Origin of the sequence: Bradyrhizobium sp. CCGE-LA001 (genome assembly GCF_000296215.2) — a bacterium.
Classification (GTDB): domain Bacteria; phylum Pseudomonadota; class Alphaproteobacteria; order Rhizobiales; family Xanthobacteraceae; genus Bradyrhizobium.
In genome coordinates, this window is sequence record NZ_CP013949.1 from 4,091,046 (window position 1) to 4,110,337 (window position 19,292).

At 65.2% G+C, this 19,292-nt stretch carries 18 protein-coding genes; 8 read left to right on the forward strand and 10 right to left on the reverse strand.

What is annotated here, in order from left to right:
- Position 1 precedes the first annotated feature (1 nt).
- Positions 2-604, reverse strand: coding sequence for a DNA-3-methyladenine glycosylase (locus tag BCCGELA001_RS18920; RefSeq protein WP_008559151.1), 603 nt, complete (start codon positions 602-604; stop codon positions 2-4).
- A 130-nt stretch (positions 605-734) separates the two neighbouring features.
- On the opposite strand from BCCGELA001_RS18920, the gene lipA reads away from it, so the two are divergent.
- Together lipA and BCCGELA001_RS18930 are read left to right on the forward strand one after the other, a co-directional pair.
- Complete coding sequence (lipA, locus tag BCCGELA001_RS18925; protein WP_008559153.1) at positions 735-1,691, forward strand: lipoyl synthase; 957 nt, start codon at positions 735-737, stop codon at positions 1,689-1,691.
- Between the two features lie 6 nt (positions 1,692-1,697).
- A complete protein-coding gene (locus BCCGELA001_RS18930; RefSeq protein WP_008559155.1) occupies positions 1,698-2,168 on the forward strand; it encodes a type II toxin-antitoxin system RatA family toxin in 471 nt (156 codons plus the stop codon).
- Between the two features lie 133 nt (positions 2,169-2,301).
- Here BCCGELA001_RS18930 and BCCGELA001_RS18935 read toward each other — a convergent pair whose 3' ends face one another.
- The 6 genes from BCCGELA001_RS18935 to BCCGELA001_RS18955 are packed head-to-tail and all read right to left on the reverse strand — an operon-like array spanning position 2,302 to position 7,427.
- Positions 2,302-3,117 carry a c-type cytochrome gene (locus BCCGELA001_RS18935; protein ID WP_060736032.1) on the reverse strand — a complete coding sequence of 272 codons (816 nt, stop codon included), beginning with the start codon at positions 3,115-3,117 and terminating at the stop codon, positions 2,302-2,304.
- The gene (locus tag BCCGELA001_RS18940) at positions 3,117-4,739 is read right to left on the reverse strand and encodes a b(o/a)3-type cytochrome-c oxidase subunit 1 (RefSeq protein WP_008559170.1); all 1,623 of its coding nucleotides are present in this window, start codon (positions 4,737-4,739) and stop codon (positions 3,117-3,119) included. The genes BCCGELA001_RS18935 and BCCGELA001_RS18940 overlap by 1 nt, the downstream gene beginning before the upstream one ends.
- Entirely contained in the window at positions 4,726-5,289 is a 564-nt protein-coding gene (locus tag BCCGELA001_RS18945) for a cytochrome C oxidase subunit II (RefSeq protein ID WP_060736033.1), read from the reverse strand. The genes BCCGELA001_RS18940 and BCCGELA001_RS18945 overlap by 14 nt, the downstream gene beginning before the upstream one ends.
- The gene (locus tag BCCGELA001_RS38405; protein WP_008559196.1) at positions 5,286-5,462 is read right to left on the reverse strand and encodes a hypothetical protein; all 177 of its coding nucleotides are present in this window, start codon (positions 5,460-5,462) and stop codon (positions 5,286-5,288) included. The genes BCCGELA001_RS18945 and BCCGELA001_RS38405 overlap by 4 nt, the downstream gene beginning before the upstream one ends.
- Positions 5,463-5,469: 7 nt before the next feature.
- Positions 5,470-6,711: a cytochrome c gene (locus BCCGELA001_RS18950; protein ID WP_144441363.1), complete on the reverse strand. Its 1,242-nt coding sequence runs from the start codon at positions 6,709-6,711 to the stop codon at positions 5,470-5,472.
- Positions 6,712-6,719: 8 nt separating this feature from the next.
- On the reverse strand, positions 6,720-7,427 hold the full coding sequence (locus BCCGELA001_RS18955) for a c-type cytochrome (protein WP_008559186.1): 708 nt from the start codon (positions 7,425-7,427) through the stop codon (positions 6,720-6,722).
- Between the two features lie 940 nt (positions 7,428-8,367).
- Between BCCGELA001_RS18955 and BCCGELA001_RS18960 the strand changes: the two genes are divergently transcribed.
- Positions 8,368-9,144 (forward strand): mechanosensitive ion channel family protein, encoded by a 777-nt coding sequence (locus tag BCCGELA001_RS18960; RefSeq protein ID WP_060736034.1) that lies wholly within the window; start codon positions 8,368-8,370, stop codon positions 9,142-9,144.
- Positions 9,145-9,150: 6 nt separating this feature from the next.
- On the opposite strand, the gene BCCGELA001_RS18965 is transcribed toward BCCGELA001_RS18960, so the two are convergent.
- Complete coding sequence (locus BCCGELA001_RS18965; RefSeq protein ID WP_060736035.1) at positions 9,151-9,759, reverse strand: CinA family protein; 609 nt, start codon at positions 9,757-9,759, stop codon at positions 9,151-9,153.
- 3 nt (positions 9,760-9,762) lie between these two features.
- Complete coding sequence (locus BCCGELA001_RS18970; RefSeq protein WP_060736036.1) at positions 9,763-10,944, reverse strand: bifunctional 2-C-methyl-D-erythritol 4-phosphate cytidylyltransferase/2-C-methyl-D-erythritol 2,4-cyclodiphosphate synthase; 1,182 nt, start codon at positions 10,942-10,944, stop codon at positions 9,763-9,765.
- A gap of 283 nt (positions 10,945-11,227) precedes the next feature.
- Between BCCGELA001_RS18970 and dusB the strand changes: the two genes are divergently transcribed.
- From dusB to ntrC, 3 genes are read left to right on the forward strand one after another with little or no spacing between them, the layout of a single operon-like run.
- Complete coding sequence (gene dusB / locus BCCGELA001_RS18975; RefSeq protein ID WP_193409785.1) at positions 11,228-12,229, forward strand: tRNA dihydrouridine synthase DusB; 1,002 nt, start codon at positions 11,228-11,230, stop codon at positions 12,227-12,229.
- A complete protein-coding gene (locus BCCGELA001_RS18980) occupies positions 12,226-13,395 on the forward strand; it encodes a two-component system sensor histidine kinase NtrB (RefSeq protein ID WP_008559229.1) in 1,170 nt (389 codons plus the stop codon). The genes dusB and BCCGELA001_RS18980 overlap by 4 nt, the downstream gene beginning before the upstream one ends.
- A gap of 9 nt (positions 13,396-13,404) precedes the next feature.
- On the forward strand, positions 13,405-14,847 hold the full coding sequence (gene ntrC / locus BCCGELA001_RS18985) for a nitrogen regulation protein NR(I) (protein ID WP_060736038.1): 1,443 nt from the start codon (positions 13,405-13,407) through the stop codon (positions 14,845-14,847).
- Between the two features lie 220 nt (positions 14,848-15,067).
- Here ntrC and BCCGELA001_RS39300 read toward each other — a convergent pair whose 3' ends face one another.
- Positions 15,068-15,190 carry a hypothetical protein gene (locus tag BCCGELA001_RS39300; protein ID WP_008559244.1) on the reverse strand — a complete coding sequence of 41 codons (123 nt, stop codon included), beginning with the start codon at positions 15,188-15,190 and terminating at the stop codon, positions 15,068-15,070.
- Between the two features lie 199 nt (positions 15,191-15,389).
- On the opposite strand from BCCGELA001_RS39300, the gene BCCGELA001_RS18990 reads away from it, so the two are divergent.
- Together BCCGELA001_RS18990 and ntrX are read left to right on the forward strand one after the other, a co-directional pair.
- Positions 15,390-17,768, forward strand: coding sequence for a sensor histidine kinase NtrY-like (locus tag BCCGELA001_RS18990; protein ID WP_060736039.1), 2,379 nt, complete (start codon positions 15,390-15,392; stop codon positions 17,766-17,768).
- A 17-nt stretch (positions 17,769-17,785) separates the two neighbouring features.
- Positions 17,786-19,156: a nitrogen assimilation response regulator NtrX gene (gene ntrX / locus BCCGELA001_RS18995; protein WP_060736040.1), complete on the forward strand. Its 1,371-nt coding sequence runs from the start codon at positions 17,786-17,788 to the stop codon at positions 19,154-19,156.
- The last annotated feature ends 136 nt before the right edge of the window (positions 19,157-19,292 follow it).

Consider the following 19,292-nt stretch of genomic DNA (forward strand, 5'->3'; position numbering starts at 1 on the left):
CCTACTTCGGAAACGGCTTGCTGAGGAATTTCGAGCCCCTGACGCCGTAGCGCCAGGGCAGCTCGACGGCCTTGGTGATGCCGATCCGGATGCCGGTCGCGACCTCGACGTCCTCCGTCCGCGCATGCAGTGCGATCGGCGGGCGGTCCAGCGGCAGGGCGTTGTGCGCGATGGTGATGCCGAGCGCCTCGGTCAGCTTGCCCGGGCCCGAGCACAGCGCGTGCATGTCCTGGAGATGACGGCGGCGGCGCATCGCAGCTAGGCCGTGCGTCGGCTCCAGCGCGCGGATCAGCACGGCGCTGGCCGAACCTTCCTCCTCGCAGACGAAGTTCACGCACCAGTGGATGCCATAGGAGCGGTAGACATAGGCAACGCCGGGTGGGCCGAACATCACCTGATTTCGCGGCGTCGGCCCGTTGTAGGAGTGCGCGGCGGGGTCGGTATGATGATAGGCCTCGACCTCGACGATGATCCCGCCGACGCCGTCGACCAGCATGGTGGCACCGATCAAATCGGGCGCGACCTCGTGCACGCTGCGGTCGAAAAAGGCGCGCTTCAAGGCTTTGCCGAGCCGGGGTGGTGAAGTCTTCTTGATTGGAGCCATTCGAGGTGAGAATCGCCAGACAACAGAGCAGGATATTGCCCATATCTGCCATGTTCCCTGAAGCGGGGCGAGCCGGGTTGCGATGCCTGGCCAGACCGACTAGGTAGGACCTGAACAGACCGGACACCCCATGGTCGTTATTGTCGATACCATCTCGAACCCGCTGCGCCCGCGTCACCCCGAAAAGGTGAACCGGCCCGATTCCGCTTCGCCACCGAAGCCGGACTGGATCCGCGTGCGCGCGCCCAACACCCGCGGCTATGCCGATACCCGCAACATCGTGCGGGCGAACGGCCTGCACACGGTGTGCGAGGAGGCGGGCTGCCCGAACATCGGCGAGTGCTGGGACAAAAAGCACGCGACCTTCATGATCATGGGGGACACCTGCACCCGCGCCTGCGCCTTCTGCAACGTCAAGACCGGGCTGCCCAATGCACTCGATGCAGCCGAGCCGCAGAACGTAGCGGAGGCGGTCGCGAAGCTGGGCCTCGCCCATGTCGTGATCACCTCGGTCGACCGCGACGACCTTCCCGATGGTGGCGCCCAGCATTTCGCGGAGACGATCCGCGCCATCCGGACCGCGTGCCCCTCGACCACGATCGAGATCCTGACGCCGGACTTCCTGCGCAAGGAGGGCGCGCTCGAAATCGTCGTCGCGGCCAAGCCCGATGTGTTCAACCACAATCTCGAGACCGTGCCGTCGCGCTATCTGACGGTGCGTCCCGGCGCGCGCTATTTCCACTCGATCCGGCTGCTGCAGCGGGTGAGAGAGCTCGATCCCACCATTTTCACCAAGTCCGGCATCATGGTCGGCCTCGGTGAGGAGCGCCATGAGGTGCTCCAGGTGATGGACGATCTGCGCTCGGCCGAGGTCGATTTCCTGACCATCGGCCAGTATCTCCAGCCGACCCGCAAGCACCACGCCGTGATGCGCTTCGTTCCGCCCGACGAGTTCGCCTCCTACGAGAAGGTCGCCTACACCAAGGGATTCCTGATGGTGTCGGCGAGCCCGCTGACCCGTTCCTCGCATCATGCCGGCGAGGATTTCGCGAGACTGAAGGCCGCGCGGGCCGCTAGCGTCCGCTGAATCGCCATGCCCAAATTTTCGAGCAAGCGCCGTGTCAATCACAGCGCATCCGAGATGTTTGATCTGGTCGCCGATGTCGAGCGCTACCCGGAATTCGTTCCGCTGTGCAGCGCGCTGAAGGTGCGCCAGCGGATGACGAAACCCGACGGCACCGAGGTGCTGGTCGCCGACATGACGGTGTCGTTCAAGCTGGTCAAGGAATCCTTCACCAGCCGGGTGACGCTGGATCGCGCCAATCTGAAGATCCTGGTCGAATATCTGCAAGGTCCTTTCAGTAATCTCGAAAACCGCTGGACGTTCGAGCCCAAGGGGGAGGGCGTCTGCGACGTCGGGTTCTTCCTCTCCTACGAGTTCAGGAGCCGCATGCTGGCGATGCTGATGGGCTCGATGTTCGACGCCGCCTTCGCGCGGTTTTCCACTGCGTTCGAAAAGCGCGCGGATGCGATCTACGGCCGGCCGAAGCTGGCGCAGACGTAGCTGCCGCAGGCACCACTCTTTCCGCCGTCATTGCGAGCGCAGCGAAGCAATCCAGAGTCTTTCCACAGAGGGATTCTGGATTGCTTCGTCGCTAGGGCTCCTCGCAATCACGCTGGAGGGACAAACGCGCCCCTCAATCCACCGCCTTCACCACATCCGGCGGCTGCGAGGCGTAGTATGCCGCGGCCTGATCGATCTCCTGCGGCGTCATCGCACGGGCGATGTTTCGCATCTGCTGGCTGATGTCGTTCCGGCGCTCGCCGGAGGCGAAGGCCTGGAGCTGGGCCTTCATATAGGCCTCCGATTGACCTTCGAGCCACGGACTGCCGGTCTTGTTGTCGAGGCTGCCATGGCAGGAGCCGCAGGGCGCGATGCCGCGGATCGGTGCGCCGAAGATGACGATGTTGGGCTTCGGCAGCTGCGGCGTCGGATGGTAGGCCGGCAGCCGCGGCAGATAGGCGTAATATTGGGAGAGATCGGCGATCTCCTGGTCGGTCAGATTGACCGCAAACGGCGACATCACGGCATTGGTGCGCGCACCCGAGCGGAAGTCGAGCAGTTGCTTGTAGATCACCGCGGCATACTGGCCGGCGAGATTCGGCGAATCCGCCCGGCTGACGCCGGTCGGGCCGTGGCAGATCGCACAGCGCTGCGCCAGCGTGGCGCCACGGCCGATCGCCTCCTGGCTTGGACGTGACAATGTGGACGAGGTCAGCACGACCTCCGACAGGCGCTTGCTCTGCTCGGGTGCCGTCACGTTCGGCGCGCGCTGCGGCACGCCGGCGGCGCTGCAGATGACATCCCACAGATTGGCGAACTGAACCCAGGGCTGCGCAAGAGGCAATACGATGAAGCCGGCAATCGCCGTCACGACCAGGATCGCGGCGGTGATACCGATACTGAGCGTGAAATGCCTGTTACGGAAGGTGAAAAGGTCGGGCGTGCTCATCACTGCGCCCCCACATAGACGGCCGGCACCGACGTGCCTTCGCTGAGGGCCAGAGTCAGGATTGGATAGCCGTAATTGGTGAGCGTGAGCGCGATCATCAGGGCTACCCAGAGCCCGTGGGTGTTGAGCGCGACCGGCACGGTTGCGGGCTGGTGCACGGCGAGCGCAAACTGGTAGGGACCTGCATCGGCCTGAGGCGCACGCATGCCGCGCGCCAGGATGACGATGAACATGATTCCGGAGGCGAGCAGGATGAAGCCGCCGATGGCCGAGAGCGTGACCGAGAGCGCCTGCGGCGCGATGGCAGGATCGCCGAAATCGAAATAGGCCATGCGGCGCGGCATGCCGAGGATGCCGACCCAGTGCCACGGGAAGGTGGTGACGATCATGCCGACGAACCAGAGCCAGAGCTGTGTGCGGATCAAGCGGAGATCGATCAGCTCGCGGCCCGTCAGATGCGGCCATAGATCATAGGCGATCGCAAAATACATGATGACGATGGCGCCGCCGAAGATGAGGTGGAAATGGCCGGTGATCCACTGCGTGTTGTGGATCGACGCATCGAGCTGGTAGCTCATGTTGATGAGCCCGCCGGCGCCACCGAAGCCGAGCATGACGAACGAGAACGCCAGTGCCAGCATCATCGGATTGTCCCAGGGCAGGGCCCTGATCCAGCCGAACATGCCGCGCCCGCCGCGCAGGCGCGCGGCGATCTCGACCGAGGCGCAGATCGTGAACACGGTCAGCAGCGTCGGCAAGGCCACCAGCGCCGTGAAGGCCGAATGGATGAACTTGAAGCCGGCGCCGACCTGCGGATCGGCGAAGGTGTGGTGCATGCCGATCGGCATCGCGACCACCAGGAACAGGATGAAGGAGATCCGCGCCATGCTGTCGGAATAAACCCGGCCGCCGATCGCGCGTGGCACGATTGTGTAATAAGCGATGTAGGTCGGCATCAGCCAGAAATAGACGATGGCGTGCAGCGTCCAGGAGAAGAACACGCGGGCAAGACCGGCGTCGATCGTGCTCTTTAGCCCCGCAGCGACCGGAATGATCTGGAGCAGCAGCTCGAGCGCGGCGCCGACCGCAGTCCAGGCCCACAAATACGAGCCCGCGACATTGGCGAACATGGCGAGCGGCACCGGCGCGCCGGGATTTGCCTTGCGCCAGACGCGCAGATTGACTGACATCAGCGCGACCCAGATCCACGAGCCGACGACGACCAGCACGACGCCGACATAGTAGAACACATTGCCGATCAGCGGCGGATAGAAGGTGTAGAGCACCGAGGCGCGGCCAAGCGCGATCGGAATCACCGCCATGACGCTGCCGGCGACGATCAGCCAGAATCCGGCCCAGGCCCAGCGCACGCCGACCAGGCGCTGCTGCAGCGCGGATTCGCTGATGGCGTAGCCAAAGCCCATCGCGACGAGCGTCGGGAAGACATAGCCCATCACCGTGCCGTGCGCGGTGAGCGAGCGGTAATAGAGCTCGGGGTTTGAGAGCCAGATGCCGATCGGGCTTCGGATGAACATCTGCCAGGCGCCGAGCGCGAGGGCGATGCCGAACACCGCGAAGGCCAGCCAGAAATGGGCGAGGATGAGCTTCCTATTGACCAACACAGCTCAGCCTCCCGCCACCCTTCGCACGTCCCGCGAATTCGGTCTTGTCGATCACCTTGACCTTGCCCCACATGCCCTCGTGGCCGAAGGAGCAAAACTCCTGGCAGGGCATCAGATAGTCGCCAGCCTTCGCAAAGCGCATGGGCTGCTCGGAGATATAGCCCGGCACCAGCATGGTGTTGACGTTGGTCCCCTGGATCAGGATGCCGTGCACGACGTCGGCGCTGGTGGCGCGCAACGTGATCGGCGTGTCGTTCGGCACCAGGATGCAGGCGGGCGTGAAGGAATATTGCTGGCCGATCGCGCGCACCGTCACATTGCCGTTGGCTTCCAGCACGCTTCCGAGATTGCTCTCGACGAATTCGCCGGACAGATGCAGGCGCGATGGATCGATGGTCTCGACGCGCGGCTGCGGCATGGTCGCACGATGGATGCCCGCAAATGCGGCGAGCAGGGCCATCATCACGATGATGATCACGGCAATGGTGGCCCAGCGGCGTTCGACGCGAGCCGCGACCTCGGCGCTGCCATGGGTCTCCTCGGCACTCATTGCAGCGATCCGCGCGGCAGGAAGACGAACAGGTAGAACGCAAACCACATTGCGACCACGCAGGCCGTGGCAATGCCGGCGAGCACGACCGCCCCAGACGGGCCTTGCGCGACGACTTCCTCGACGGCCTGGTCGGCGGCAGCCGGGCTGGTCGGCGGATCGGAATTGATCATGGCAGCCTCATTTCAGCGGAGCGGCGCGCAGTTCGTTGGCTTCGCGCGCCGAAACCGGCGTGCCGCGATTGCCCCAGGCGGTTCGGATATAGGAGACGACGGCAGCGACCTCGTTGTCGGAGAGGAGGCCTGCGAAGGGCGGCATGCCGTACGGCATCGGATTGCCCTTGGTGCCCGGCGGATAGCCGCCATTGAGCACCATGCGGATCGGATTGACCGCGGACTGCATCTCGATCGACTGGTTGTTGGCAAGGGGCGGCCAGTGCGGCGGCTTGCCTTCGCCTTGCGCGCCATGGCAGCTGGCGCACTGCTTGTCATAAACGGCCTTGCCGAGGCTGATCAGCAGACTGCTCTCGGTGGTCGGCAGCGTCGTCCGCGCCGGCGGCGGAGGCGAGGGCTCCGAGATGCTCTTGAGGTACACGGCCATCGCCCGGGTGTCCTCGTCAGTGAGATATTGCAGGCTGTTGTGCACGACCTCCGCCATCGGACCATAGACCACGCCCCGCATGGAAACGCCGGTCTGGAGCAGGTCGGTGATGTCCTTGATGCTCCAGTCGCCGAGCCCGGCTTCACGATTAGACGTCAGCGAGGGCGCGTACCAGTTCTGCATCGGGATCAGGCCGCCCTTGAAGGCCTCCGATTGCGAGGTGCCGCCGAGCGCGTTGATCGGCGAATGGCACATGCCGCAATGGCCGAGACCCTCGACTAGATAGGCGCCGCGATTCCATTCCTCCGATTTTTTCGGATCCGGCTTGAACTCGCCCTCGGTGAAAAACAGCGTGCGCCAGCCGAGGATGAGTTGGCGGTTGTCATAGGGAAAGCGCAGCTCGTGCGGCTTGTTCTTCTGGTTCACAGGCGGGATCGAGCGCAAATAGGCGTAGATCGCATCGCTGTCGGCGCGCGTGACCTTGGTGTAGGACGCGAACGGCATCGCCGGATAGATCAGCCCGCCGTCGGGGAAGCGGCCGCTGTGCATGGTCTTGTAGAAATCGTCCGCGCTCCATCTGCCGATGCCGGTATCCGGATCTGGCGTGATGTTGGACGTGTAGAGCGTGCCGAACGGCGTCGGCATAGCGCGGCCGCCCGCGAACAGGCGGCCTTCCGGCGCGGTATGGCAGGCGGTGCAGTCGCCAGCGCGCGCGAGATATTCGCCGCGTGCGATGACATCGCTGCTTCTGTCCTGCGCATGAGTCGTCGTCGTGAGTGCGGCGAGAGCAAGGAGTGCAAACGGCAGTTTCGAGCCCATCATCCGCCTCGTCAGTTGGGCTGGCTACCGCAGCCGAACGGCAGCGCGTAAGTGCCTTTCGGGACGGGGGCCGGATTGGCCGGCGCCGGCCGTGTCGCAAGCCAAGCCGAAACAGCAGTGACATCGGCCTCGGTCAGATGACCGGCGACGAGCTGCATGCAGTCGGGCGACTTCGCGGTGCGGGTACCGTAGCGCCAGGCGCCAAGCTGCGCGCTGACATAGGCGGCGCGGAGGCCGAGCAGGCCTGGGATGCCCGGCTGCATCCCGGTAAGCGCAGGCCCATGGCAACTCACGCACGCCGGAATGTTGCGGTTGGCATCGCCGCTGGTGGCGAGCGACTCTCCCAGCGCGAGCACGTCCTTGCTGACCTCGCTCGGCGCCGGTGGCGGCAGCGGCGGATGCTCGCTGGCGAAATATTCCGCCATCGCCTCCAGATAGGGATCGGGCAGAAACTCCAGCAGATAATTCATCGGCGGATATTTCCGCCGGCCGCTGCGGAAGGCCAGGAGCTGGTTATAGAGATAGCCGGCCGGCTTGCCGGCCAGCCGCGGAAAATAAACGTCACTGGTGCCTTCGCCCTTGTTGCCGTGACAGGGCGTACAGGCCTCGACCCGCGCCGCCATCGTATCCGGTGGCTGGTTGGCTGTTTGAGCGGCCGCACCCTCAATGGCAGCCAAGGTGATGATCACGGCGACTGACGCCGCGGCGCGAGCGAACAATTTCGTCGCCCTCCACAATGTTGGTCCAGTTGATTCCAGAGCGCAACGTAAGGCGGCATTATTGCGCCAATATGGTCCCGCGCAAGATCGGTCACGCGCGAGGACGTTTGGTCGCGGTATCCGCATCCGCGCTTCCGATCGAATTCGACAAAACTTGGGTGCTTTCTGAAAACCGAGCAAAACGCTGCAGCCTCGCGACAGGACCTGCCCGAGCTTTGCTTCGTCATCTCACCCTCCTTGTCAGAGGGCGCAGGGAAGACCGGGTGCCGGCTGGGCACCCACGGTCCACTGTGCGAAAGCGTGTGCTTTACAAGATTGCACAGCGGCATACAGGTGAAGCCAAGCGACCGGCCTTCCCTGCGCAGTGGTTTGACGGCTTATGCCGAGCTCTCCCCGGGGAGCGATGCACTATTGCCCCCGTCGTCTTGCGGATGATCGATGTGCGCGCCCGGTTGGGCACGATACATCACCGCAAGACTTGACGCACAGGCCCCGGGCGTCAGGACGACACGGTTTTGCCGTACGCCGATAGCACCTGTCGTTGGCGCGACGCGATCGCTCACGGTTGCCCCGCCCTGCAATTGCGATCGCGCCGGTGCTGCCAGCGCCCACCACGGCCCATCCCGCGTTCGTGACGATCGCGATACGCCCCTCTGACTGGGATGAGGTGGCGCAAGAATGCGACAAACCAGAAATTCTGTAAAGCCGAATATTTTGTTCCGGTCCGGTTGACCCGTGCCTAGCGTGTTTTGCCCGACGGAAAATACAAGGGCTTGTAGGCTGTAGCCCGGACGAGCGGGCAGCGACATCCTGGGATTCCGCAATGGTCCCGGGTCTCGCTGCGCTTACCCGGGCTACGCGACCGGTTCCACAGCGGTCGGCACCGGGATCATTTTGCTTCGTTGCGGGTTCTCTCCGGATTGTCCGCGCGGGAGCTGCCATGACCATCAATTTCGACACGCTGAAAGCATCGCTGGTCCTGTATGGCCTGAACGCGATCTATGCGATCCTCCTGCTTGCAATCGGCTGGTATCTGTCCGGCGCGATGCAGCGTTTCGTCACGCGCCTGCTAAGCGTCACGCACCGCGTCGACCCGCTCGTGACGCTGTTCGTGGGCAGCCTCGCGCGCTACGGCGTCCTTGCCGTGGTCGGCATCGCCGTGCTTCAGCTGTTCGGCATTCAAACGGCAAGCCTTGTCGCCGTGCTCGGCGCGACGTCACTCGCCATTGGCCTCGCGCTCCAGGGCACGCTCTCCAATCTCGCCGCCGGCGTGATGCTACTGCTGTTCCGGCCCTTCCATATCGGGGACGAGGTCGAGGTCGCCGGCAAGGCGGGGAAGGTCAGGTCGCTCTCGCTGTTCATGACCGAGCTGGTGGCGCCCGACAACACGCAGATCCTGTTGCCGAACGGACAGGTGTGGGGTGCCGCGATCATCAACCGCAGCGCCTATCCCGGCACGGGCGAGGTCAAGGTGACGTTTCCGGTCAGGGCCGGCGCGGCCAATGCGTTGGCTGGCCAAATCCTGAAAGAGCTGCGCGATGATCCTCGCATCGCCGAGGGAGGCACGCCTTCGGTCAATGTGTCGAAGGTGATTGCTACTGATCCCGCAACCCCTGTCGTTGAGTTGACGGTGAGCGCGAAGGTGAAGCCGTCCGACGCCGATGCCGTCAAGCAGCGTGTGCTCGATCATGCGAGCGCACTGCTCGCGGCGGCGTGAGACGATTCACCCCCGCGGCGAACGCGGCGGCCGGCGCTTCACGGCGTGCCGGCGCGGCGAGCGGGTGACGCGGGGGCGCAGGCGGCTTGCGGCGGCGGGGCGCGGCTTGGCCTGGGCTTGCGGGCCGCGGGCCAGGTCCAGCAGCATGCGCAGCGCCTCGACCACGGAGCGGGCGCGCACGGCGCTGCGGCCGATCGCGCCGAACCGCTGCTCGCGATGGATGATGCGGCCATCGCGCGCGGCTGCGGCGAAATGCACGAGGCCGACCGGCTTGCCGGGCGTGGCGCCGCCGGGGCCGGCAATGCCGGTGATGGCGACGGCAAGATCGACATCGGCGCGCTCCAGCGCGCCGATCGCCATCGCGGTGGCGGTCTCCTTGCTGACAGCGCCGAAATTTGTGAGCGTGCTGGCCTCGACCCCGAGCATCGCGCGCTTGGCATCGTTGGAATAGGTGACGAAGCCGCGATCGATCACATCCGAAGAGCCGGGAATGTCGGTCAGCGCGCCCGCGACGAGACCGCCGGTGCAGGACTCCGCCGTGGCGATCGTCAGCTTGCGCATCCGGCACAGATCGAGCAGCGAGCGGGAGAGGGCGCGTGCGTCGCTGCCGCCCATGGCCTAGACGCCCCAGGGAAGGCGAATGGTGGCGCTCGCGGTGGCCGCAATGCCTTCCTCGCGGCCGGTGAAGCCGAGCCGCTCGCTGGTGGTCGCCTTCACCGCGACGCGCGAGATGTCGACGCCGGAGATCTCGGCGACGCGGGCGCGCAGGGTGTCGCGCAACGGTCCGATCTTCGGCCGCTCGCAGATCAGCGTCACCTCGAGATTGGCGACACGACCGCCGCGCGCCGTGACGCGCTCGATGGCGTATTTCAGGAACTGGTCGGAGGAGGCACCCTTCCACTTCGCATCGCTCGGCGGAAAGTGCGAGCCGATGTCGCCGTCGGCGAGCGCGCCGAGAATGGCGTCGACCAGAGCATGCAGGCCGACATCGCCATCGGAATGGGCGAGGAAGCCTTTGTTGTGCGGGACACGCACGCCGCAGATCATGACGTGGTCGCCTTCGCCGAAAGCGTGCACGTCATAGCCGGTGCCGGTCCTGATGTCGCCGAGCTGGGCAGCCAGGCGGGCTTCCTCGCGCACGAAATCCTCGGGAGTGGTGAGCTTCATATTGGCAACATCGCCTTCAAAAGTTGCAACCGTCAATCCTGCCCATTCGGCAATGGCGGCATCGTCGGTGAAATCCGAGCGCCCGTCCTTCGCCGCACGACGATGCGCCTCGAGGATGACGTCGAAACGAAAGGATTGCGGCGTCTGCGCGATTCGCAGCCGCGCGCGGTCCGGCGTGCCCTCGACATGGCCGTTCTCGCCGGTGAGCTTGATCGTGTCGGTGACGGCAATGGCGGGAATGGCGGCACCGGTCTGGCTCGCCGCCTCGATCGCGCGGGAGATCACGCCTTCAGATACGAAGGGCCGGGCGGCGTCGTGGATCAGCACGATGTCGGGCTTGTGCTTGGCGAGCGCTTCGAGGCCGGCCAGCACCGAGGCCTGGCGGGTGGCGCCGCCATTGGTAGGCGGCTCGTGCTTGAGCCCTGCGACCGCGGCCGTGAACACGGCGCTGTCGTCGGGGTTCACCACCGGCTGCACCACGGATACTTCAGGGTGGCGGCTGAAGGCTTCCATGGCGCGATAGATCACGGGCACGCCGCCGATCTCGCGATATTGCTTGGGACCACCGGCACCGGCGCGCAAGCCACGCCCGGCTGCGACGAGGACGACCGCGGTGCGTTGTGATTTCGCCATAGGACTCAAATATTCAGTTGGTGATGAAGGAGCCGGGGAGCGGGGTGATTTGACGGCATGCCTCTAGCACGGCAGGCCCGCAAAAAAAGGGGGTTTCCCCGGATTGTGGGAAACAGCATTTTGTTGCACTGCACTTGAAAGATCTGCAGAATTGTCTAAACTGTAGGCATGACGCTTGACTGCACAAGAATTGTGCGCAAGATAGGTCATGGCAGGCGCGATGAAGCCCTGCGCAGTCAACGAGACCCCCGTGACCGGCTCGGCAGTATCAGGCTCTAAGCCGTTGAAAATAGGCGATATTGAAGTCGCCACCCCGGTCTTCCTGGCACCGATGTCGGGGGTGACTGACTCGCCCGTCCGTCGGCTGGCTGCCGAGCTTGGGGCAGGTCTCGTCGTCTCCGAGATGACCGCCAGCGACGAGCTCGCCAACGGACATCGGATGTCGCGGTTGCGCTGCGAAGCCACCGGAGTCGGCCCGCACGTGGTCCAGCTCGCCGGCTGCGAGGCGCATTGGATGGCCGAAGGAGCCAGGATCGCCGAGGCCGAAGGCGCCGACATCATCGATATCAACATGGGCTGCCCGGCGCGCCACGTCACCGGCGGCCAATCCGGCTCGGCCCTGATGCGCGATCTCGATCACGCCGTCAGCCTGATCGATGCGACCATCGCGGCGGTGAAGGTGCCGGTGACGCTGAAGATGCGGCTCGGCTGGGACGACCGCAGCCGCAATGCGCCGGAGTTGGCGCGTCGTGCCGAGGCTTCAGGCATCAAGCTCGTCACCGTGCATGGCCGCACCCGCTGCCAGTTCTACAAGGGCGAGGCCGATTGGGACGCGATCCGCGCCGTGCGCGGGGCCATCTCAATTCCGCTCGTCGTCAATGGCGACATCACCAGCTATGACAAGGCGCTCGCGGCGCTGGAGGCCTCGGGCGCCGACGCCGTGATGATCGGCCGCGGCGCGCAGGGCCAGCCCTGGCTGCCCGGCCAGATCGGCCGCCGCCTGAAGGGCGGAGCGGCGGAAGCAACGCCCTCGCTCCAGGCGCAGCTGCACTATGTCCGCACGCTCTATGAGGGTGTCTGCGCGCTTTACGGCCTGCGCGTCGGGCTCAGACATGCGCGCAAGCATCTGGGCTGGGGGCTCGACGTCGCAGCGGAAGCGAGCGGGGCGCCGGTCGAGACGCTGAAAGCCTGGCGTCAGAAGATCCTGACCTCCGAGGATCCGCGCCTCGTCCATCAATCGCTGCAAGACGCCTTCGACGATTTCGCATGGAGGGCTGCTGCATGACTTCAGCCGCTGACCATCGCCAGCCCGCCGACAGCGACGCGATTCTGGATGCGCTTCCCAATCCCGTGCTGATGATCGGGCCGGACGGCAAGATCGTCGCCGCCAATATCGCGACCGAAGCCTTCTTCGAGATCTCGACGCAATTCCTGAAGCGGCAGTCGCTGAAGGAGCTGGTGCCGTTCGGCAGCCCGCTGCTGGCGCTGATCGACCAGGTGCGCTCGTCCAACTCGCCGGTCAACGAGTACAAGGTCGATCTCGGCACCCCGCGCATGGGCGGGGACCGTCAGGTCGACCTGCATGTCGCCCCGCTGACGGAGCGGCCCGGCCATATCGTGGTGATGCTGCAGGAGCGGTCCATCGCCGACAAGATGGACCGCCAGCTCACCCATCGCAGCGCCGCGCGCTCGGTGATCGCGCTCGCCGCGATGCTCGCGCATGAGATCAAGAACCCGCTCTCCGGCATCCGCGGCGCGGCGCAGCTGCTGGAGCAGCAGGCGTCGTCCGAAGACCGCATGCTGACGCGGCTGATCTGCGACGAGGCCGATCGCATCGTGACGCTGGTCGACCGCATGGAGGTGTTCGGCGACGAACGCCCCGTCGTGCGCGGGCCCGTCAACATCCACTCGGTGCTCGATCACGTGAAGCGGCTGGCGCAGTCGGGCTTTGCCCGCAACATCCGCTTCATAGAGGATTACGATCCCTCGCTGCCGCCGGTGCTGGCGAACCAGGACCAGCTGATCCAGGTGTTCCTCAATCTCGTGAAGAACGCCGCCGAAGCCCTGATCGACGTTCCCGACGCCGAGATCCAGCTCACCACCGCGTTCCGCCCCGGCGTGCGCCTGTCAGTACCCGGTCAAAAATCCCGGGTATCCCTGCCGCTCGAGTTCTGCGTGAAAGACAACGGACCAGGCGTGCCGGACGACCTTCTGCCCAACCTGTTCGATCCCTTCGTGACCACCAAGCAGACCGGCTCCGGCCTGGGCCTTGCGCTGGTCGCCAAGATCGTCGGCGATCACGGGGGCATCATCGAATGCGAATCTCAGCCGCGGAAGACCACCTTCCGCGTGCTGATGCCGATGTATTCCACATCGGTGAAACATGCCGATCAAAGCAGCCGCGCCGACTCTGCCGGGAAGCCGTCGCCTGCGTCACAGGGGGCAAAATGAGGATTAGCGATGCCCGCAGGTAGCATTCTCGTAGCGGATGACGACACCGCCATCCGCACCGTTCTCAATCAGGCACTTTCCCGCGCCGGCTATGAAGTGCGGCTGACCGGCAATGCCGCAACGCTGTGGCGTTGGGTCAGCCAGGGGGAAGGCGATCTCGTCATCACCGACGTGGTGATGCCCGACGAGAACGCGTTCGACCTCCTGCCGCGGATCAAGAAGATGCGGCCGAATCTGCCCGTCATCGTCATGAGCGCGCAGAACACGTTCATGACCGCGATCCGCGCCTCCGAGCGCGGCGCCTACGAATATCTGCCGAAGCCCTTCGACCTGAAGGAGCTGATCGCCATCGTCGGCCGCGCGCTCGCCGAGCCGAAGGAGCGGACGTCGACGCCCGACGAGGACGCCGAGATGGAGGCCATCCCGCTGGTCGGCCGCTCGCCGGCGATGCAGGAAATCTACCGCGTGCTGGCGCGTCTCATGCAGACCGATCTCACCGTGATGATCACGGGCGAGTCCGGCACCGGCAAGGAGCTGGTGGCGCGAGCGCTGCATGATTACGGCAAGCGCCGCAACGGCCCGTTCGTCGCGGTCAACATGGCGGCGATCCCGCGCGACCTGATCGAATCCGAATTGTTCGGCCACGAGCGCGGTGCCTTCACCGGCGCCAACACTCGCGCCTCCGGCCGGTTCGAGCAGGCCGAGGGCGGCACGCTGTTCCTCGACGAGATCGGCGACATGCCGATGGAGGCGCAGACCCGCCTGCTGCGCGTCTTGCAGCAGGGCGAATACACCACCGTCGGCGGCCGCACCCCGATCAAGACCGATGTGCGGATCGTCGCGGCCTCCAACAAGGATCTGCGCGTCCTGATCCAGCAGGGTCTGTTCCGCGAAGATCTGTTCTTCCGCCTCAACGTGGTGCCGTTGCGGCTGCCGCCGCTTCGCGAGCGCATCGAGGACCTGCCGGACCTCGTGCGGCACTTCTTCACGCTGGCCGAGAAGGACGGCTTGCCGCCGAAGAAGCTGGACACGCTGGCGCTGGAGCGCATGAAGCAGCATCGCTGGCCGGGCAACGTGCGCGAGCTCGAAAACCTCGCCCGGCGTCTCGCAGCGCTCTATCCGCAGGACGTGATCACGTCCTCGGTGATCGACGGCGAGTTGGCGCCGCCCTCGGTCAGTCCGGGCGCGGCGGTCCAGCAGGGCGTCGACAATCTCGGCGGCGCGGTGGAGGCCTATCTGTCCACGCACTTCCAGGGCTTCCCGAACGGCATGCCGCCGCCGGGCCTCTATCACCGCATCCTCAAGGAGATCGAGGTGCCGCTGCTCACGGCGGCTCTCGCGGCCACCCGCGGCAACCAGATCCGCGCCGCTGACCTGCTCGGCCTCAACCGCAACACGCTGCGGAAGAAGATCCGGGATCTCGACATCCAGGTGTATCGGAGCGGGGGCTGATTTCTCGCAACAAGCGCCAAGCGCGTTTGCGCGGACGCGACAAACGCTAAAGCGCGTTTGCGCGGAGGTGGCTCAGCTCCCCCTACCAAGGCAGAGCTGAGCCTGTCCGGATCGCGCTGGCCGTTGTGGCTGACGCGGTGAGCAGAAGTCCGGACAGGACCGAAATGTTCCGCGCGCACCTTCAAAATCGTTCATTCGGCCGCAACGTGCGGCATCACGTCTATCTGACCAGTCCGCCCGATGCCGGCGTCACGCTGGCGACATTCACCAGCGGCGGCTGAACGCCGAGGCCGTTGACCAGGAGGTCGGCGGCCACGATCAGCAGCAGAACGGCTGAAACCATCGTTGCGAGACAAATCCTATCCATGCCGGGTCAAGCCGGGATGACGGGAATCCGTTCCCGTCCGACCGGCCGTGCCTGTGGATTGCGCGCCCCGCCGCGGGACAGACGCCGCGGAATTGTCGCAATTCGGCAACAATGTGGTACGAATACATCAGTATCCGCGCGTTCGCGGACCCGTTTTCAGCACCCCATTGCCGGAATGACCAGCGCAGATACCTCGGCCGCATCCTTTGACACGGCCCCAGCCGACGAACCCAGGCGCTGGTCGCTGAGGCGCTGGCTGGCGCCCGTTGCCGTGGCCTTGGCACTGGGGTCGGCTTTCGTGACCTTCCTGGTCCTGACCGGCCTCACCAAGATCGAGCCGACGCCGGAGGTGGTGCGCTCGTTCTATCTAATCAACGCCGCGACCATCCTGCTCCTGGTCGGGATCATTGTCCGGGAGCTCTGGCAGCTGATCCTGGCGCGGCGCCGGGGCAGGGCGGCGGCCCGGCTCCATGTCCAGATCGTCAGCCTGTTCTCGATCGTGGCGGTGCTGCCGGCCGTGCTGGTGTCGGTCGTCGCCAACGTCACCATCGAGCGCGGCCTCGACCGGCTGTTCTCCGGGCCGACCAGGGAGGTGATCCAGAACTCGCTGACGATCGCGCGGGCCTATATGCAGGACCATGCGCAGTTGATCCGCGGCGACATTCTCGGCATGGCCAACGACATCGCGCACGCCCGGCCGCTCTACGACCAGGACCGCCGCTCGTTCCGGGAGATGCTGACCGCCAGTGCCGGCTCGCGCAATCTGCCCGGCGCGATGATCATCGACAAGAACACCAACATCCTGGAGTCCGCCGACACCGGCATGCGGCTCGCTTATTCGCCGCCGGCGCCGGACTTTCTCAGCAACGTCAACGAGAACGAGCCCGAGATCGCGGTGCTGCCGGACGCAAGCTTCGTCGCCGCGGTGATCCGGCTGCGCGCCTTCAACGACACGTTCCTTTATGTCGCGCGGCCGCTTGATCCGAACGTCGTCAACCAGCTCAAGCAGACCGAGGTCAGCGTCGCCGAATACGCCCAGATCGAGTCGCGCCGGCTCGGCATCCAGGTCGCGTTCGCGCTGATGTTCGCAGTCATCGCGCTGACCATCCTGATGGCCTCGGTGTTGATCGGCCTCAACTTCGCCAACTCGCTGGTCTCGCCGATCCGGCGGCTGATGAACGCGGCCCACACGGTCTCGACCGGCGACCTGCACGTCCAGGTGCCCGTGTATCAGTCGGAAGGCGACCTCGCCCAACTCGGCGAGACCTTCAACAAGATGACGCAGGAATTGCGCAGCCAGCGCGACGAGCTCGTCAACGCCAGCGATCTCATCGACAGCCGCCGCCGCTTCATCGAGGCCGTGCTGTCCTCGGCGAGTGCCGGCATCATCGGCGTCGACGCGTCGGGCAGCGTCGGCATCCTCAACCGCTCCGCCGAGAAGCTGATCGGACACTCCGAAGCGGAGACGCTCGGCCACCCGCTCTCCGACGTCTTGCCCGAGCTCGACGAGATGATGAAGACCGCGCGGGAAGGGACGCAGCGGCTGGTGCAGGGCCAGATCACGATCACCCGCGACGGGCAGGAGCGCAATCTGTCCGTCCGCGTCAGCGCCGAGAAGAACCAGCCGCACGACAGCTACATCATCACGCTCGACGACATCACCGAGCTCGTCTCGGCGCAGCGCACCTCGGCCTGGGGCGACGTGGCACGGCGCATCGCCCACGAGATCAAGAATCCGCTGACGCCGATCCAGCTCTCGGCCGAGCGCATCCGCCGCAAGTTCGGCAAGACCATCACCGAGGACAAGGACAAGCAGATCTTCGACCAGTGCACCGACACCATCGTGCGCCAGGTCGACGACATCAGGCGCATGGTCGACGAATTCTCGCGTTTCGCGCGGATGCCGAAGCCGGTGATGGAGGGCGAGGACGTCGCCGACACGGTGCGGCAGGCGGTATTCCTGATGAAGGTCGCCCACCCCGAGATCGACATCGAGGCGGAGTTCAAGCAGGACCCGCTGCGGGCGCAGTTCGACCGGCGGCTGATCTCTCAGGCCGTCACCAACATCGTCAAGAACGCCACCGAGGCGATCGAGCAGGTTCCGCCCGAAGAACTTGGCAAGGGCCGGATCGATGTGGTGGTGTCGCGCGAGGACGATGACGTGCTGATCGACGTCATCGACAACGGCATCGGCCTGCCCAAGGTCGCACGCTCGCGTCTCCTCGAGCCCTACGTCACGACGCGCGCCAAGGGGACCGGCCTCGGGCTCGCCATCGTCGGCCGCGTGCTGGAAGACCATGGCGGACGCATCGAGCTGAAGGACGCCGCCGACTTCCGCGAAGGCCAGCGCGGCGCCTGGATGCGGATGCGCTTTGCGATCTCCGGGCAACCCGCAAAATCCGACGGAGCGGTGCCGGTGGCCCACGACGCGGCCAGGCCGGGCCTCAAGGAATCCGGTCAGGATCTGGCAACAAAAGAGCCGGCCGCCGAAACCAAAGAGCCGGCTGAAAAGACCAATGATTTAACGAAAATCGAAGCCTCAACAGGCAGCTGACAAGGCGGGCGCAACCGATGGCAAGTGAAATTTTGATTGTCGATGATGAGGCCGATATTCGGGATCTCGTTGCGGGCATTCTCGAAGACGAGGGGTTCGTCACAAGGACCGCACGCGACAGCGATTCGGCACTCGCCGAGATCGCCAACCGCAGGCCGCATCTGGTGTTCCTCGACATCTGGCTCCAGGGCTCCAAGCTCGATGGCTTGCAGCTGCTGGAACAGGTCAAGAAGGACAATGCGGATCTGCCGGTCGTGATGATCTCCGGCCACGGCAACATCGAGACCGCGGTCGCCGCGATCAAGCGCGGCGCCTACGACTTCATCGAGAAGCCGTTCAAGGCCGACCGGCTGATCCTGGTCGCGACGAGAGCGCTGGAGAACTCGCGCCTCAAGCGCGAGGTCAAGGAGCTGAAGCAGCTCGCGCCGAGCGCCAGCCAGCTCGTCGGCCGTTCGCCCAGCATGAACCAGCTGCGCCAGACCATCGAGCGCGCAGCCAAGGCCAACAGCCGCATCCTGATCGTCGGCCCCGCCGGCGCCGGCAAGGAGCTGACCGCGCGCACGCTGCATACGGCCTCGGGCCGCGCCGACGGCCCCTTCGTCGTCATCAACGCCGCTGCGATCACGCCGGAGCGGATGGAGCACGAGCTGTTCGGCGTCGAGCAGTCCAACGGCGAACAGCCGCGCAAGCCGGGCGCACTTGAGGAAGCCCATGGCGGCACGCTGTTCATCGACGAGATCGCTGACATGCCGCGCGAAACCCAGAACAAGATCCTGCGCGTGCTGGTCGAGCAGTCGTTCCAGCGCGTCGGCGGCACCTCCAAGGTGCAGGTCGACGTCCGCATCATCTCCTCCACCGCGCGCAACCTCGAAGAGGAGATCGCCGCCGGCCATTTCCGCGAGGATCTCTATCATCGCCTTTCAGTGGTGCCGATCCGCGTGCCCGCGCTCTCCGAGCGGCGCGAGGACATTCCGGAACTGATCGACTACTTCATGGAGCAGATCTCGGCCGGCAGCGGCCTGCCGAAGCGCCAGATCGGACAGGACGCGATGGCGGTGCTGCAATCGCATGTCTGGCCGGGCAATGTGCGCCAGCTCCGAAACAACGTTGAAAGAGTCATGATTCTGGCTGCAGGCGGGCCTGAGGTCATCATCACCGCCGACATGTTGCCGCAGGACGTCGGATCCATGGTGCCGGCAATGCCGACCAGCAACAATGGCGAGCACATCATGGGCCTGCCGCTGCGCGAAGCGCGCGAAGTGTTCGAGCGCGACTATTTGATTGCACAAATCAGCCGGTTCTCAGGAAATATTTCTCGCACGGCCGAGTTTGTTGGCATGGAACGTTCGGCGCTGCACCGGAAGCTGAAAGCGCTCGGTGTCGGCTGACGCAATTCCGAGCGGGTTGGATACCGGCCCGCATACAGCGAACGCATGGCGACGAGACGCCGGCGCCGCGACATTCCGGGCCAGACCACCGAGATAAGTGAGGGAAATCATCGATTTCCGTAGTCTTTCGGGGCAA

Excerpts from the sequence above, each read along its gene's own strand:
- ntrC (WP_060736038.1), top strand. The coding sequence starts at position 13,405 with ATGCCCGCAGGTAGCATTCTCGTAGCGGATGACGACACCGCCATCCGC.
- BCCGELA001_RS18960 (WP_060736034.1), top strand. The coding sequence starts at position 8,368 with ATGACCATCAATTTCGACACGCTGAAAGCATCGCTGGTCCTGTATGGC.
- BCCGELA001_RS18970 (WP_060736036.1), bottom strand. The coding sequence starts at position 10,944 with ATGGCGAAATCACAACGCACCGCGGTCGTCCTCGTCGCAGCCGGGCGT.
- BCCGELA001_RS18950 (WP_144441363.1), bottom strand. The coding sequence starts at position 6,711 with ATGATGGGCTCGAAACTGCCGTTTGCACTCCTTGCTCTCGCCGCACTC.
- BCCGELA001_RS18920 (WP_008559151.1), bottom strand. The coding sequence starts at position 604 with ATGGCTCCAATCAAGAAGACTTCACCACCCCGGCTCGGCAAAGCCTTG.
- BCCGELA001_RS18990 (WP_060736039.1), top strand. The coding sequence starts at position 15,390 with ATGACCAGCGCAGATACCTCGGCCGCATCCTTTGACACGGCCCCAGCC.
- lipA (WP_008559153.1), top strand. The coding sequence starts at position 735 with ATGGTCGTTATTGTCGATACCATCTCGAACCCGCTGCGCCCGCGTCAC.
- BCCGELA001_RS18965 (WP_060736035.1), bottom strand. The coding sequence starts at position 9,759 with ATGGGCGGCAGCGACGCACGCGCCCTCTCCCGCTCGCTGCTCGATCTG.
- BCCGELA001_RS18930 (WP_008559155.1), top strand. The coding sequence starts at position 1,698 with ATGCCCAAATTTTCGAGCAAGCGCCGTGTCAATCACAGCGCATCCGAG.
- BCCGELA001_RS38405 (WP_008559196.1), bottom strand. The coding sequence starts at position 5,462 with ATGATCAATTCCGATCCGCCGACCAGCCCGGCTGCCGCCGACCAGGCC.
- BCCGELA001_RS18980 (WP_008559229.1), top strand. The coding sequence starts at position 12,226 with ATGACTTCAGCCGCTGACCATCGCCAGCCCGCCGACAGCGACGCGATT.
- BCCGELA001_RS18935 (WP_060736032.1), bottom strand. The coding sequence starts at position 3,117 with ATGAGCACGCCCGACCTTTTCACCTTCCGTAACAGGCATTTCACGCTC.
- BCCGELA001_RS18945 (WP_060736033.1), bottom strand. The coding sequence starts at position 5,289 with ATGAGTGCCGAGGAGACCCATGGCAGCGCCGAGGTCGCGGCTCGCGTC.
- ntrX (WP_060736040.1), top strand. The coding sequence starts at position 17,786 with ATGGCAAGTGAAATTTTGATTGTCGATGATGAGGCCGATATTCGGGAT.
- BCCGELA001_RS39300 (WP_008559244.1), bottom strand. The coding sequence starts at position 15,190 with ATGGTTTCAGCCGTTCTGCTGCTGATCGTGGCCGCCGACCTCCTGGTC.